The organism is Anaerolineales bacterium (assembly GCA_015075725.1).
GTDB lineage: Bacteria > Chloroflexota > Anaerolineae > Anaerolineales > Villigracilaceae > Villigracilis.
Genome location: JABTTV010000001.1, coordinates 1,887,595 through 1,903,562 on the forward strand (window position 1 = coordinate 1,887,595; position 15,968 = coordinate 1,903,562).

At 53.5% G+C, this 15,968-nt stretch carries 13 protein-coding genes; 9 read left to right on the top strand and 4 right to left on the bottom strand.

The window, feature by feature from the left end; genetic code table 11:
• Positions 1-282 precede the first annotated feature (282 nt).
• From HS100_09115 to HS100_09130, 4 genes are all read left to right on the top strand, one after another.
• On the top strand, positions 283-1,092 hold the full coding sequence (locus HS100_09115) for a class I SAM-dependent methyltransferase (protein ID MBE7434067.1): 810 nt from the start codon (positions 283-285) through the stop codon (positions 1,090-1,092).
• Between the two features lie 16 nt (positions 1,093-1,108).
• Entirely contained in the window at positions 1,109-1,966 is an 858-nt protein-coding gene (locus HS100_09120) for a methyltransferase domain-containing protein (protein ID MBE7434068.1), read from the top strand.
• A 156-nt stretch (positions 1,967-2,122) separates the two neighbouring features.
• Positions 2,123-3,268 carry an NAD(P)/FAD-dependent oxidoreductase gene (locus HS100_09125; GenBank protein ID MBE7434069.1) on the top strand — a complete coding sequence of 382 codons (1,146 nt, stop codon included), beginning with the start codon at positions 2,123-2,125 and terminating at the stop codon, positions 3,266-3,268.
• A gap of 11 nt (positions 3,269-3,279) precedes the next feature.
• A complete protein-coding gene (locus tag HS100_09130) occupies positions 3,280-4,275 on the top strand; it encodes an EamA family transporter (GenBank protein MBE7434070.1) in 996 nt (331 codons plus the stop codon).
• 147 nt (positions 4,276-4,422) lie between these two features.
• Here HS100_09130 and asd read toward each other — a convergent pair whose 3' ends face one another.
• Both asd and HS100_09140 read right to left on the bottom strand, forming a co-directional pair.
• Positions 4,423-5,484 (bottom strand): aspartate-semialdehyde dehydrogenase, encoded by a 1,062-nt coding sequence (asd, locus tag HS100_09135; GenBank protein MBE7434071.1) that lies wholly within the window; start codon positions 5,482-5,484, stop codon positions 4,423-4,425.
• Positions 5,485-5,562: 78 nt separating this feature from the next.
• Complete coding sequence (locus HS100_09140; protein ID MBE7434072.1) at positions 5,563-6,990, bottom strand: aspartate kinase; 1,428 nt, start codon at positions 6,988-6,990, stop codon at positions 5,563-5,565.
• 317 nt (positions 6,991-7,307) lie between these two features.
• On the opposite strand from HS100_09140, the gene HS100_09145 reads away from it, so the two are divergent.
• Positions 7,308-8,723, top strand: a complete 1,416-nt coding sequence (locus tag HS100_09145) for an FAD-dependent oxidoreductase (GenBank protein ID MBE7434073.1) — start codon at positions 7,308-7,310, stop codon at positions 8,721-8,723.
• Between the two features lie 46 nt (positions 8,724-8,769).
• On the opposite strand, the gene HS100_09150 is transcribed toward HS100_09145, so the two are convergent.
• Positions 8,770-9,681 carry a VWA domain-containing protein gene (locus HS100_09150; protein MBE7434074.1) on the bottom strand — a complete coding sequence of 304 codons (912 nt, stop codon included), beginning with the start codon at positions 9,679-9,681 and terminating at the stop codon, positions 8,770-8,772.
• A gap of 53 nt (positions 9,682-9,734) precedes the next feature.
• Positions 9,735-10,835 carry an ATP-binding protein gene (locus HS100_09155; GenBank protein MBE7434075.1) on the bottom strand — a complete coding sequence of 367 codons (1,101 nt, stop codon included), beginning with the start codon at positions 10,833-10,835 and terminating at the stop codon, positions 9,735-9,737.
• 70 nt (positions 10,836-10,905) lie between these two features.
• Between HS100_09155 and HS100_09160 the strand changes: the two genes are divergently transcribed.
• The 4 genes from HS100_09160 (at position 10,906) to ilvD (ending at position 15,943) form a co-directional block, all read left to right on the top strand.
• A complete protein-coding gene (locus HS100_09160) occupies positions 10,906-12,186 on the top strand; it encodes a S1 RNA-binding domain-containing protein (GenBank protein ID MBE7434076.1) in 1,281 nt (426 codons plus the stop codon).
• Between the two features lie 34 nt (positions 12,187-12,220).
• Positions 12,221-13,321 (top strand): membrane dipeptidase, encoded by a 1,101-nt coding sequence (locus tag HS100_09165; protein MBE7434077.1) that lies wholly within the window; start codon positions 12,221-12,223, stop codon positions 13,319-13,321.
• 21 nt (positions 13,322-13,342) lie between these two features.
• Positions 13,343-13,810: a hypothetical protein gene (locus HS100_09170; protein MBE7434078.1), complete on the top strand. Its 468-nt coding sequence runs from the start codon at positions 13,343-13,345 to the stop codon at positions 13,808-13,810.
• 465 nt (positions 13,811-14,275) lie between these two features.
• Positions 14,276-15,943, top strand: a complete 1,668-nt coding sequence (ilvD, locus tag HS100_09175) for a dihydroxy-acid dehydratase (GenBank protein ID MBE7434079.1) — start codon at positions 14,276-14,278, stop codon at positions 15,941-15,943.
• Positions 15,944-15,968: the final 25 nt, after the last annotated feature.

The window sequence follows — 15,968 nt, forward strand, 5'->3', positions numbered from 1 at the left end:
AACTGTTCAATCAGCGGACTGAATCATGAAAGACAGCAATCTCTTCCGATTTTTTTGGAAGAGATTGCTGTCTCAATGGATGGGTGATGGCTTGAGCTTGTTGTCAGGGAGGTTAATGAGCGAAAAACTAGGTACTCCATTCTTGAAACCTGAGTAGTTTCCACGATGGCAATCCAGCATGGTTTTGCTTTAATGGGCACATCGATGCAGACGCTTTCTGCAATTTTTATAAATGATTAGGAGAAAAAGATGAGCATAATAACTTCTGAAAAGCGCGATGAAATGACACCTGAAATGGAGGCGCTGAAAGTACGACTCAAAGCCACCTGGGAAGCGGGCGATTACGGACACTTTGCCACATATCTGTTGCCTGGGGCGTTGGAGTTCCTTTCTCGGGTTACGGTCGAACCGGGAAGTCGTGTCCTTGATGTGGCTTGCGGTGCCGGGCAGACGGCAATTCCGATGGCGCGGGCGGGTGCGAAGGTAACCGGGATCGACCTCGCCGCGAATTTGGTGGAGCAAGCCCGCGCCATGTCAAAGGTAGAAAAGCTGGACGCCCGCTTCGATGAGGGAGATGCGGAAATGCTTCCTTATGACGATGCTTCGTTCGATATGGTGATCAGCCTGATCGGAGCCATGTTCGCACCCCGCCCTGAACTGGTCGCCGCGGAGTTGAAACGTGTAACCCGACCGGGCGGCAAGATCATCATGGGCAATTGGACCCCCGGTGGTTTCGTGGGGCAGATGTTCAAGATCATGGGCAAACACGTGCCACCTTCGCCCCTAATGCCCCCACCCGTGAAATGGGGCGATGAAGCAACCGTGCGCGAACGATTTGGGAATGAATTCTCGCATCTTAAAGTCAGCCGCCACCTGTACCCGTTCAAATATCCTTTTTCCCCTGCAAAGGTTGTCGAATTCTTCCGTCAATATTATGGTCCGACATTCAAAGCCTTTGCTGCGCTTGAAGGGGATAAACAGGCAGCCCTGCGAAGTGAGTTGGAAGAATTATGGAGCACCTTCAACACAGCCATGAACGGCACGACAAGTGTAATGGCTGAGTATCTTGAAGTGGTTGCTGTAAAAGCATAGAAAATTCAAAATGTGAATGAAGGAGCATCGAAAAAAAAGTAGATGCTCCTGGCAAGTTTTTGGAATAATCAACAAGAGGATCGCAATGAATCAACCAAAAGGATACGTAGACACACAATATTTGCAGACTACCGCCGCCCTGCTTCAGGACTTCAAACAACGCAGTTACGAATGGATGCAAATTCAGCCGGGTCATGTTGTTTTGGATGTCGGCTGTGGCCCAGCTTCTGATACGGTGGCGCTTGCCCGGTGGGTTGGATCAAGCGGACAGGTTTGCGGAGTGGATTATGACCCGGAAATGATTGTTGAGGCGGATTATCGTGCCATGCAGGCAGGAGTCAACAGTTGGGTTAATCATCAGCAAGGATCGGCGGATGAACTTCCGTATCCCTCCAACCACTTTGACTCTTGTCGAAGTGAACGCGTCTTCCAACATTTAAAGAACCCGGAACGGGCGTTAGAGGAAATGGTGCGGGTCACAAAACCTGGCGGCAGGATCGTTGTTTGGGATGCAGATTGGGGAACTCTTACCATCGATACGGACGAGGTCGAGACCGAACGGAAACTGGTTCGCATCATGGCCGAGATCACGGTCAACAATGGTTATTCCGGGCGGCAGTTGTACCGCATGTTTAAGAAAAAGTCACTGACCGGGGTGGTTTTTGAAGCCAACACAATGTTCTTTGACAGGTATGAGTTGCTACGAACCATTGTCGGTTTTGATTATGTGGAAAGCCGGGCTCTTGCCATGGGTGAGGTTACGCAACAGGAATTGGACCGCTGGCATAAGAGCCTCGAAGAGTCAGACCGCGAAGGCTGTTTCTTCGGCAGCGTAAACGGTATTTTGATCTCCGGTGAGAAACCAGAAAGATAATTGATCTATTTGGTTTGTCGATCTGTGGTCTGTTGATCAGGCCCTGTATGGGTCATGTCCATCGTCATTTGGGTGAGATCGAGACCGCAAAAGATATCTTGCGAAAAGCAAAATAGCGGAAGGAATTTTATTGGTTGAAATTGGAGTGAGGTAATTATGAAATACGACGTAATCATTGTAGGCGGACGCGTTGCAGGGGCGGTTCTCGCCACCCGGTTGGGAAAGCTTGGTCACCGGGTGTTGGTTGTGGAAAAATCGCAATTACCCAGCGATACTTTATCCACTTCGTTCTTTCGCGCGCCCGCATTGCGGGTGTTCGAAAAAATGGGTGTGATGGGAAAGGTGGCTGCCATGGCACCGCGCATGGAATTGATCTGGAACTATATCGATGGGCATATCCTTGTGGACCCTGTGGAAGCCCCGGAGGAGCATTTGCGGTTTTTCCTGAGCGAACGCCGCATTACCCTCGATTGGATCCTTTACAAACGAATGACCCGCGAGAAGAATATCGAGGTCCGCCAGAATGCAAAGGTCAAAGATTTGATCTGGGAGGATGGACGGGTGGCTGGCATCCGGTGGAATGAAAAGGGCAGGGAGCACGAGGCAACCGCACGGGTCGTGGTTGGAGCCGATGGATTTTATTCCACGCTTGCCAATTTACTCCAGCCGCCATATGAAAGCTATGTTCCGGTCCGGCGTTTTGCCTATTATGGGTACTTCCGTGATCTAGATTCATTCGATGTGCCTACGGCGGAGCATCATTTTATCGGAAATACGATCTCATATATCTTCCCGACCGACTACGATTTGACAATGGTGGCTGTGAGCATGCCGATCCAGGGTTTTGCTGAATTCAAGAGATCGCCCCTGAGAAATTTCATGTCTCATTTGGAATCGCTGCCCCTGCTTGTGTCGCGCTTGAAGGATGCGAGGCTTGTATCCAATCTATATGGATCCGGGAACATACCCAGTTACCAGCGAATGCCCTACGGGCCTGGCTGGGTATTGACCGGCGACGCGCAACAGGTCATGGACCCATGGAGCGGAATGGGCATTGACCATGCCACGACCCATGCTGATATGCTGGCGGACTCATTGGATTCATGGATGAACAACGGTTCCACCTGGGACGCCGCCATGAGCGGGTATCACAAACGCATTCGGGCTTTCAGTAAAAAAGCATTTCAGCGTACGACCACATTTGCCGCGGACCTGCGCCCCATGACCCAGGCTGCGCTCATGAAACGAGGCTTGTTCCAGGGAGCCCCGGAAGTTATATCTGTATACAAAAATTATCAGTAATAGAGGAAAAAATGAAAACAAAAACATGGCTTGTATTGATCACTTTATATCTTGTGTGGGGATCGACCTATTTCAGCATCAAGGTTGCGATCGAGACCATTCCGCCGTTCTTCCATGCCGCGGCCCGTTTCCTGATAGCGGGATTGATCTTGATGATCTGGCAAAAAATGGCGGGATATGCGTTGCCCACCCGCAAACAATGGATATCCACTGCAATCATTGGCAACCTGCTTCTCCTGGGCGGCAACGGATTGGTCTCCTGGGCTGAGCAATTCATACCTTCGGGCATTGCCTCCCTGCTCATCGGTTCCATCCCAATGTTCCTTGTGCTGGGTGAGGCGCTCCGCCCCGGTGGCACAAAGCCGAATCTCCAGATCGTTGTCGGATTGCTGATCGGACTTGCGGGGATTCTCGTCCTGGTGGGTCCCTCCGAAATTTCGACCGGCAGCGACAGGCTTGACCCGTTGGGAGTCATTGTCGTGCTGACGGCCTGTATCTTCTGGTCCATCGGCTCCATTTATAGCAAGACCGCGGACCTGCCCGCCTCATCCCTGATGAACACCGGCGCGCAAATGGTGACGGCGAGTGTTGGCTTGACGATCACCTCCCTGCTCAGCGGCGAATTATCGAATTGGAATCCTGCCCTGGTATCCACCCGATCCCTGTTCGGAATGGGTTACCTGATCTTGTTCGGTTCCATCATCGGTTTCAGTTCATACACATGGCTGCTGAAGAATGCGCCACTGCCGATTTTTTCGACGTATGCGTACGTAAATCCTGTTGTGGCGCTGATCCTTGGCGTCCTGTTTGCAGACGAGCCGCTCAATGCCAGGATTATTTTCGCAAGCGCCATCATTCTCGGTTCGGTGATCTTTATCAACTGGGCGAGGCAGGCCGGCGAAAAGAAAAAGAAATCGATCGCTCAACAGGGGACGAAGAGTGAAATGATCGAAGTTCATGTCCAGCGGTCGATATTGCCAGAGAAATATTCCGTGAAGAAATCTTGATCGTAAGAAATATGACTCACCCCGGATTTAAGTTTTCGAGGGTGAGTCCGTATTTAATGCCAAATGAGATTCGGATGGATGCGGATCATTATCCCTTTATACACGTACGCCAGGGTTTTATTTTGATCTCGTGGTTAATTACATGTATTAAAGCAGATTTTCTTTCACCAACAACTCCGCGTTATAAATGGACGCGCCTGCCGCACCGCGAATCGTGTTGTGCGATAAGACAACGAATTTAAGATCGAAGATGGGATCGCGCCTCACGCGGCCGACCACTGTCGTCATGCCTTTTCCTGTCATGCGGTCGAGTCTTGGCTGCGGTCGATCCGCTTCATCCCTGACCTCGATAACAGGCCGCGGCGACGAAGGCAGATCCCTCGCAGAGGGAGGTGCCGCGTAGTCGCGCATTGCTTGGATAGCCATTGCGGGCTCCGCAGATTTTCCCAACTGCACACTGGCGCAGACGGTATGACCGTCAATGACCGCCACGCGATTGGTGTGAACACTGAAGACCATGCCTGCAAGATCGATCCTGCCATTGTTAAACTTGCCGAGCATCTTGCGCGGTTCCCATTCCACTTTTTCTTCCTCGCCGCCGTTGCCCACATTGGGGATGATGTTATCCATGATGTCGAGTGATGGCACACCCGGATACCCCGCGCCTGATAATGCCTGTAACGAGGTGGCAAAAACCTTCTTCACGCCGAATTGATTATCCAGGACTTTGAGCGCAATCGTCAGACCCGTGCTGGTGCAATTCGGGTTGGTGACGATACACCCGCTCCAACCTTTGTTCTTGCGCTGCTGTTTGACGAGTTGAATATGCTCGGAGTTGATCTCTGGCAGGAGCAACGGCACATCTTCACCCCGACGATACGAAGATGCATTCGAACAGACGGCCGCACCGGCTTTCGCAAATGCAGGTTCGAGTTCATTGGCAACTTCGGTATGCAATGCCGAAAAAACGATCCTTGCCTGCACTGCATCCGTGGATGCAGGCACGATGACCATGTTTTTGGCGTAATCTGGCATGGGAGAATCCAATACCCAGCGCGTGGCTGAGGCATATTTCTGCCCGGCAGATTTATCCGACGCGGCAAGGGCAACGACTTTGAACCAGGGATGATTATCGAGCAGGGAGACGAAGCGCTGGCCGACCGAGCCTGTCGCGCCGAGAACGGCTACGGGAATTTGAGATTGGGACATCGGGATCTCCTGTTATTTAGAATTGGGCTGCAGGTTGAAGGCTGAAAGTTTCTAGTTTTGACTTTCAACCTTCGACATTCAACTTGCAACAATAAGCTCGTGCAACGCCTTGACCGCGCTTTCTGTGTCTGCCGAATCGACGACGAGGGAAATGGATACCTCTGAAGAACCCTGCGCGATGGCGAGCACGTTGACGTTGTTCAATCCGAGCTGGCTGAAAACCCTCCCCGCCACTCCCGGTGTATGGCGCATCCCCGAGCCGACGACGGTGACAATGGAGACATCATCGGTCGCCCATACGCGGTCGATGTCTTCGTCCTCGATCTCATAGGCGAACGATTTTTCAAGCGCTGAAACGATCGTCGGCGCAACTTCCGACGGCACTGCAAAACAGATCGACTGCTCGGATGATGCCTGGGTGATCAATGGCACACTTGTGCCCGTTGATGCCACCGTTCCAAAAGCGCGCGCCGCCACGCCCGGAACGCCCAGCATGCCGCGTCCCTCGATGGTGACGAGGCGTTGTTTGCGAATCGCAGTCACGGCTTTGACAACCTTTTCCGGTTTGTGCGCCTTAACCCTGCCATCTCCATTGCTGGTGAGGCGCGTGCCGGAATGGGATGGGTTGAATGTATTGCAGATGCGTAGTCCGATCCCGGCATCGACGACGGGGCGGATCGTTTTGGGATGCAGGACCTTTGCCCCGAAAAATGCCAACTCGGCAATTTCGCCGTAGCTGATCTCCGGTAGTGTAAGCGCCTCTTTGACAATGCGCGGGTCCGTTGTCATTACGCCGTCCACATCGGTCCAGATCCAAACCTCGTCGGCAGGGAGGACTCGGCCAATGATGGCGGCGGAATAATCGCTTCCTCCGCGGCCCAGCGTGGTAACGACGCCTTCCGGAGTTGCGCCGATGAAACCGGTAACGATGGGGATAATGCCCTTTTCCAGGATTGGATTCATAACAGCCCTTGTTCTTTCAGTTGTGATTCTAAAGTCCGGGTGCGCGTTTTGGAAATGAGCGTTCGTGACAATGAATTCGGTCGATTCGATTGATCGAGATTCCATTCCCGCATCACTTAAGATTGCCGCCAGCAACCGCACGCTCATCCGTTCGCCCAGCGATGCGACCGCGTCCAACGCCCGCGGGCTGGCTTCACCGAGGACGGCAATCGCTTTGCATAAATCTATGAGTGAGCGAATCAATTCGTTGATTTCGGCTTTGACCGTCTTGAGCATCGCTTCATCCTTGATGAGCAAGCTTGCAGCAGCGAAGTGTTTTTCTCTCAGCGTGGATTCGGCTTGGGTAAGCGAATCAATTTTCCCTTGCGAAGCGGAGGCGGCTGAATCCAAAAGCAGATTCGTCACCCCGGAGACGGCGGATGTTACGACGACGACCCGTTCCCAATCCTTTTTAGAGTCACGGATGATCTGTGTGACGTTCCTCAGCGCATCCACCGATCCGACGGATGTTCCCCCAAATTTCATTACAAGTGTTTTTTGCATGGTGCTCTCCTAAGACTTCAGAATTCTTTGTAAAATAAAAACGCCCCGCGTTTCCGCGAGGCGTTGTGTGTTTTTGATTCCGTTCCTACGGTTATCTCTGACCAACACTATGTGCAAATGCCTCGCGGGGTGTGCCGGAGGTAGTGGTCGTGGTCGTGGAGAAAAAAACCGGATGCATGTTGGGCGGTATTCTACCCGAAAGATGAAATGAGTCAAGATGGAAATGGCATTTGACTCCTTCAAGCCATTCCCATTAAACTATCTTTAAACTCTGACTTCACCCTTTGAAACGGGTGAACCGCGAAAACGGAGATTTTATGTTTTTCTCGACCACACCGCGCCCCGAGAGCTTGCGGGCGATCGCGGATGTGAAATTGTTACCCTACTGGCTGGATGATCCCGCCAAACCTGAATTAACCCCACCTCTTACAAGACAAATCGAAACTGACCTTGCCGTTATCGGCGGGGGATTTACCGGTTTGTGGACAGCTTTACAAGCCAAGCAGGCTGACCCGAACCGGGATGTTGTTCTTCTCGAAGCGGTGGAGGTCGCCATAGGCGCCAGCGGACGCAACGGCGGTTTTTGCGCCGCATCGCTAACGCACACTCTCGATAACGGCTTGAGCCATTGGGAAAAAGAGCTTCCCAAACTTATTCAACTTGGCAGGGATAATCTGGATGGCATCGAAGCCACGATCAAGAGATTCGATATCGACTGCGATTTCATCCGTTCGGGTGAGATCGGCGTGGCGGTGGAGGAGTATCAGATCGCCGATTTGCATGAAGAAGTCGAGCAGGCGAAGCAATACGGTGTCCCGGTTCATTTCTTCGACCAAAATGAAATGCGCGCGCGAATCAATTCACCGTCATTTCTTGCGGGCGCGATAGACATGTCCAATGCCATGCTCAACCCGGCGCGGCTGGCATGGGGATTGAAGAAGGCATGTCTCGGGCTGGGAGTCCGCATTTTTGAGGGCACTCCGGTCACGGAGTTGGAAGAGAAGCGCGAAACGATTCTCCTAAAGACCCCGCATGGTCAGGTCAAGGCGCGTCATGTGGCAATGGCGACGAATGCCTTCCCCCCGCTGTTAAAACATCTTTCTTTGTACGTTGTGCCTGTCTACGATTATGCCTTGATGACCGAGCCGCTTTCGAAAGCGCAGCACGATGCAATCGGGTGGTACGGACGCCAAGGCTTGAGCGATAACGCCAATCAATTCCATTATTCGCAAATGACATCCGATGGGCGCATCCTGTGGGGCGGATACGACGCCGTTTATTATCGGAATAACGGAGTCGCGCCGCACCTTGAGAACCGCCTCGCCTCTTTCGGACTTTTGGCTGAGCATTTCTTCCAAACCTTCCCCCAGTTGGAAGGACTCCGTTTCACGCACGCCTGGGGCGGCGTAATCGACACCTGTTCGCGTTATGCTGTCTTTTGGGGAAAAGCCTATCGCGGAAAACTTGCCTACGCCATGGGCTACACTGGTCTCGGAGTCGGCGCATCCCGCTTTGGCGCGCGCGTGATGCTGGATTTGCTAAGCGGTGGGAAAACAGAACTCACCGAATTACAAATGGTGACGACCAAACCATTCCCCTTCCCGCCCGAACCCTTCCGCTCACCGATCATCAACTTTACGAGATGGTCGCTTGACCAGGCGGATCGGAATCAGGGGAGAAGAAATTTATGGTTGAAAACGCTGGATGCGCTGGGGTTGGGGTTTGATTCTTAAAATAAAGACCTCCGAGGTTTCTGAATCCTCGGAGGTCTTTTTATTTCTACTTCTTCGCCGGCTTGGACATTTCATCCACAACAGCGTTGTACAACACTTCCGCTTTCAATTCGCTGAGCGAGTAGCACGGCGCTTCGAGGTGGTCTGCCAGTTGCTGGGCGAGACCCTGGTCGAATGCGGCGTGCTCCATGTTGATGACAACCGAGCGGATCTTCTCATTCGCGATCAATTCTGCAAATTTGAATCCCTCTTCCTGGGGCGGTAAAGTGCCCAGGGAAACATTTCCAGCCCCATCGGTCAGGATGATAAGAAGCGGTTCCACATCGGGATGGATGTGTTTCTCGTGCATCAAAACATCATGCGCCATGAATAACCCTGCCGAGAGAGGGGTTTTCCCGCCAACGGGAATGTCCATCAAGGCGCGTTGAGCCAGGTGAACGGAGTTGGTGGGGGAGAGCACCAGCGTGGCGCGATCCTTTTGGAAGACGATCAAGCCGACGCGGTCACGGCGTTGATAGGCGTCCGTGAGAAGCGAAAGGATCGCTCCCTTCGTCGCGTTCATGCGCTCCGCCACTGCCATGGACCAGGACGCATCTACGAGGAATAAGACAAGATTCGCTACACGCTTGACGCGGATCTTACGCTGCAGGTCGCTCTTCTTGATCGAAAAGGCGAGTTTCTTGCGTTCCTCTGTGCGTTGTTTTTGGAATGGCGCCGCGGCGCGGAAAGTGGCATCGAAGGCGATGTCGTTCAGTTTATCCCCGGCGGGGCGGGATTTAATGTAACGTCCGTGTTTGCGCTCGGTCTTGGTGAGCGAGCGCCGTCCCGCCTGCTTGCGAGTCAGTTTATCGAGCGGAGTGTTCAATTTGCGCGGTTGGAAGGTGTCTCCGGCTTTGACTTTTTGTCCGCCTTCCCACCAGTTCGCGCTCGTGCTCGCAAAGACCTCCCGATTTTCCATCGGTTCGGGATTGCCTTCCTGCGCCCCCTCCTCGGTCTGCTCATCCTCGAGTTTTAAGTTTTTTTTTCCTCTTTTTCGCCTTCCTTGCCGCTTTCGGATTGTTCATCCTCATCGCTCGGCATGGATTGACCCGCCAACTGCTCGATGCGTTCCTGCAATTGTTCGGTGGTCATCTCAGCTTGCTGGAAGGGCGTGCGCTTGATGCGGTGCGGCAGGGCGAGTTCGGCGGCGAGGGCGATGTCGTGGTCGTTGATCTTGGTGCGGCCCTCCAGGGCGGCTTCGGCTCGCGCGGCTTTGAGGATGACCATATCTGCGCGGTGGCCATCCACGTTTAGAGAAGCGGTCAGCGCCGCAATGGAAAGGAGGTCGCGCGTGCTGTATTTAACCTGGTCCACCAATTCACGTGCGTTGGCGATCTGCTTGGAAAGTTCCTCTTCCTTTGGGAGCCATTGCTTGCGGAAGGCTTCAGGGTCACGTTCGTAGGCGATGTTGCGTTCCATGATCGTCATGCGTTCGCGCGCATCGCGGATTCCCACGATGTCGACGGACAGCGCGAAGCGGTCCAGCAACTGGGGACGAAGATCCCCTTCTTCAGGATTCATCGTCCCGACGAGGATGAAGCGGGCGGGATGCGCGAAGGAGATGCCTTCCCGTTCCACTGTGTTTACTCCCATGGCGGCTGAATCCAAGAGGATGTCCACCACGTGATCGTCGAGCAGGTTCACTTCGTCAATGTAGAGCAATCCGCGGTTGGCGTTGGCTAGCACGCCCGGCTCGAAGTGACGCTCGCCTTTTTGAATGGCTTTTTCGATGTCCAGAGTGCCGACCACACGGTCTTCTGTGGCGGAGACGGGCAGGTTAATAAACGGGGTGGACCGTTCAGAATAGGGAAGTTTTTTGCTCGAAGCGGCGCGTTCCTTGCACTCCGTGCACCAGGTTCCGGGTTTATCGGGATCGCAGCCGAAGCGGCAATCCTGAACCACTTTTACATGGGGAAGAAGTGCAGCAAGCGAACGCGCGGCGGTGGATTTGGCTGTGCCGCGTTCACCGCGGATCAACACGCCGCCGATGCGGGTATCCACGGCGTTGAGAATGAGAGCGCGCCTCATGCGCTCCTGGCCGACAATAGCAGTAAAGGGGAAAATGGCAGGCATCTATTTACTCCAGCCCGTGATTATAACGCTTGTTTATCAAAGCAGCGCAATTTCGCAACGGTTTGCGTGCATGAGGGTTGTCAACTTGTCGTTTCACTTGTATAATCCCGCTCATATTTCGATTAGCCGGAGTTCACGAGTGACTGACCAAAAAGAAACCCTGAGCGGGACATCAAATGCGCAGGGAGATCAGAACAACAATCAATCGATGGAGGCGCTGTTAGCATCTGAATCGTTGAGCATTGATCTTCCCAAGGCAGGCGAGATTCGCAAAGGGACCATAGCAAGTATTTCACCGAACCAAATCCTGATCAGTATCGGGGCGAAGTCCGAGGGTGTTGTCGCGGGCAAGGAACTGGAGCAGTTGACCCAGGAGGAGCGCGATGCCCTCAAGGTCGGTCAAGAATTGGATGTTTTTGTCATCGTTCCCGAAGACGCGAACGGCAATGTCGTCCTTTCGCTGAAGCGCGCCTTCGAGCAGATCGCTTGGGAAAACGTGGAAAAAATGATCACCGATGAGACCGTTCTGGATACCAAGATCATCGGTTTCAACAAGGGCGGGCTCATTGCCGCGGTCGGCAACCTGCGCGGCTTCATTCCTTCATCCCAGATCAGCGCCGCGCGCCGCGCCCAATCCACCGGCGACAAACCCGAACAACGTTATCAGAAGATGGTTGGCCAGCCCATTTCCGTACGAATCGTGGAAGTGGATCGTGAACGCCGTCGATTGATCCTATCCGAACGCGCCGCCAGCGCGGAATCCCGTTCCGAGTTAAAGGAACGCGTCATCAACGAACTCCAGGAAGGGCAGACCTATTCAGGCCGGGTCACCAGCCTGGCAGACTTCGGCGCTTTTGTCAACATCAACGGCGCAGATGGTCTCGTCCATCTTTCAGAAATCTCCTGGGACCATGTCACTCATCCGAAGGAAGTGCTAGAAGTGGGGCAGGAGGTCAACGTCAAGGTCATCAACATCGACCGCGACAAGAAGCGCATTGGGCTTTCCATCCGCGCCTTGCAGGAGGATCCCTGGAAGAGCCGCATGTCGAAGTTCAGCGTCGGTCAACTCGTGGAGGGCGCGATCACACGGCTGACGAAGTTCGGAGCATTCGCCAGACTCGAAGGCGATATCGAGGGTCTCATCCACATCTCCGAGTTGAGCGAGAACCGTGTCGAACACCCCAAGGAAGTTTTGCATGAGGGCGATGTCAAGACCCTGCGCATCATCCGCATCGACCCCGACCAGCATCGCATCGGCTTGAGCCTCCGAAAAGTCGACTCAGCCGCCTACGCCGACAAAGACTTCAAGATGCTCACCAAAGACTTCGGTCAGGACGAAAACAAGGAGTAAACAGAGCGCACCGAAAGGTGCGCTTTTTGATTTCATGGAACTCATGCCTTTGATGGTCGACGCGCATGCGGATATTGCCTACAACATGCTCAGATATGGGCGCGATTACACCCGTTCCGTTTCAGAAACCCGCGCGCTAGAATCGGGCAGCTTTACTGTAAAGGATAACGGCGATACCTTGATCAGCTGGCAGGAATACCAGCGGGGACGGATTGCCGTTATTTTTTCGACCCTCTTTGCGGCGCCGATCCGTTTCCGAACGCAGGAAGGCGACAAGATCGTGTATAAAAATTTCGACGAAGCGCACAAGCTTTACTCTGATCAACTCGATGTCTATCATCGAATGCAGGATTCCATGCCGGACAAGTTCCGGATCCTCGCCTCGAAACGGGACCTGGAACTGCATCTTGACCATTGGAACTCGTCCACACCAGAAGAGACTCATCCCGTGGGCATGGTCATCCTTATGGAAGGCGCCGAGGCGATTCGCGACCTCTCTGAATTGGAAATGTGGCATGAACGCGGAGTCCGCTTGATCGGTCCCGCCTGGGTTGGCACGCGTTATTGCGGCGGCTGGAAGGAGTCCGGTCCTCTGACCGATGACGGACGCAAACTTCTCTCAGCAATGGCGGACTTTAATTTCGCCCTCGACCTCAGCCACATGGATGAACGTGCCGCCGTAGAAGCGCTCGATACATATGAAGGACCCATCGTTGGCACACATGCCAATTGCGCGGCATTGATGCAGAACCCGAATACGAACCGGCATTTTACCGACAGAATCATCGAAGGCGTTATCGAGCGGGACGGAGTTGTTGGAATCGTCCCATTCAATACTTACTTAAAGGTTGGCTGGCTTCGCGACAAGGGAAGCAGACGCGAAGAAGTCCCACTCGATGCCGTCGTCAATCACATCGATCACGTCTGCCAACTTGCCGGCGATTCGTTGCACGCGGGCATCGGCTCCGACTTCGACGGCGGCTTCGGTTTGCAGTCTGTCCCGCCGGAAATTGATACAATTGCAGACCTGCAAAAACTGGTATCCTTATTGAAGGCGCGCGGCTATTCCGACGCCGACGTCGCGAACATCCTCGGCGGAAACTGGATTTCCCGCTTGAAACGCGATCTGCCATAATCATTGAATCAATAATATTCCATGTCAAACCGTCCCGCATCTTCGCCTGTTCCCACCACGCCGCGCGCTGACGAAATCACTTCGCCGCGAATTCGACTCAGCCTTGTTATTATCTTCATTGGTCTTTTCATTTTTATGGTGGGCGCGAAACCGGCATACTTCGGCTGGGATCGCAGCCCCGTGGTTGGTTTTGTTCAAATCGTCGTCTTCCTTTTCGGCTTGGCGTTCATTTGTCTCGGCGGATATCTTGGCTTGCACTCTTTGTGGTGGGGGATCGAGCGCACGATCGTCTCCGACATCGGCTCGCGTTTGGTTGCGACCGGGTACGTTTTCTCCGTTTTTGCCGGGCTTGCAGATATCGTCGGGATGGGCTCGCATCCTTTTCCACAAGTCCCGTATTTTGGTCCCTGGCAGGCGGCGGGTGTGATGATCGGGCAGGGCATCATCGCGCTTGGATTCTTGATGATGGTTCCCTTCCGGCATAAGTAAATGGCTATTAGCGGAAAAAGCCGCATATCTCGCAAATGAGTCGGGCTGGAAAGATCGCATGAGAAAATCCGCGAAGGTCTGTATCCTCTGGGGATAAACAACTTGTCGATTCTTATAACCCAAAAGATCTAATACTCGTAATCTTGTGTGGCTGGTTCACGAATGTAATTTTCATCGTCTTCACCGAATCGGAAACCGCCACCTTGACGGAATTCCGTTTCTGCCTATAATCGGGCGAAATATCCAAAACCAGATGAACATATTCTTCACCCTCTCCCTTATTGTCGTCCTTACCATTGTCCTTATTATTGAAGGACAATTTTCGGTTAGGATGGCAACGGTGAGAGTGATGAAATAACACTCAAGGTAAACGCAGAGAGCCGCCCTAACCATGGGCGGTTTTTTGTTATCTTGACCTCACACCCAGCCCTTCTCCATAGAGGAGATGGGAGTCAAAGGAGCCGTATGCGATCAGATACAGTCAAGAAAGGGTTCGACAAAGCGCCGCATCGTGCGTTGCTGCGTGCGACGGGTTTGCAGGACGAGGATTTTTACAAGCCGTTCGTTGCGATTGTTAATTCCTATGTCGATGTTGTGCCCGGTCATGTGCATTTGCAGGAGTTCGGCAAACTGGTAAAGGATGCTGTCCGCGCGGCTGGCGCGGTGCCGTTCGAGTTCAACACCATCGGCGTGGATGACGGCATCGCGATGGGGCACGTGGGGATGAAGTATTCGCTTCCTTCGCGTGAGTTGATCGCCGATTGCGTGGAGACCATGATCGAAGCGCATCGTTTCGATGCGATGGTCTGCATTCCGAACTGTGACAAGATCGTGCCGGGCATGTTGCTTGCTGCCATGCGCGTCAATGTGCCGACCATCTTCGTCTCCGGTGGCGCGATGAAAGCCGGTATGACTCCCGAAGGCGAAGCCATCGACTTGATCTCTGTCTTCGAGGGCGTCGGCGCTTATTCAGCGGGCAAGATCGACGAAAAACGCCTCCTGACTCTGGAGAAGTTTGCCTGTCCTTCCTGCGGCTCCTGCTCCGGGATGTTTACCGCCAACTCGATGAACTGTCTCATGGAAGTGATCGGATTGGCTTTACCCTTCAATGGTTCTGCTTTGGCAAAGACTCCTGAACGTGAGGCGTTGGCGAAACAAGCGGCAGTTCAGATCATGACTTTGATCGAGCGTGATCTCAAACCGCGTGACATCGTCACGCCGGAAGCGATCGATGACGCATTCGCGTTGGACATGGCGATGGGCGGTTCGTCTAACACGGTGCTGCATACATTGGCATTAGCCAACGAAGCCGGTGTGGACTATCCGCTGACCCGTATCAATGATGTGGCTGATAAAGTTCCGCACATCTGTAAGGTGAGCCCGGCTGGCAAATGGCACATGGAAGATGTGCATCGCGCGGGGGGAATCCCGGCAATATTGAACGAAATCCAATGGGGAACGGGGATGTTGCATTTTGATCGTTTGACTGTGACCGGTAAAACCCTGGGGGAATCGATTCAAGGCTGCGATATCAAGGATGAAGAAGTTATTCGTCGATATGACAACGCCCATTCCAAACGCGGAGGGTTGTCCATTTTGTTTGGCAATCTCGCACCGAATGGGGCGGTGGTGAAGGTCGGCGGCGTGAGCGAGGCGATGATGAAGTTCGAGGGTCCGGCGGTTATTTTTGAATCGCAGGATGAGGCGATGGCGGGAATCCTGGCCGGAAAGGTCAAGGCGGGCGATTGTGTCGTTGTCCGCTATGAAGGTCCCAAGGGCGGGCCGGGGATGCAGGAGATGCTTTCACCCACGTCTGCGATCATGGGGCAGGGACTCGGCGATAAGGTGGCGCTCATCACGGATGGACGATTCAGCGGCGGGACGCGCGGCGCATGCATTGGGCACGTCTCACCAGAGGCGGCGGCTGGGGGTCCAATTGCGGCGTTGAAGGCTGGGGACTTGGTCCAAATCGATTTGGTGGCTCGCACGCTCAATGTCAGGTTAAGCGAGGCGGAGATTCAGAGTCGGCTCGAAGCGCTGCCGAAGTTTGAATCCAAAATCACATCCAAATGGTTGAAGCGTTATTCGCATTTTGTGACGAGCGCAGATACGGGTGCGGTGTTGCAATCGTAGGTCACGCTTCAAGCGTGGCCTACAT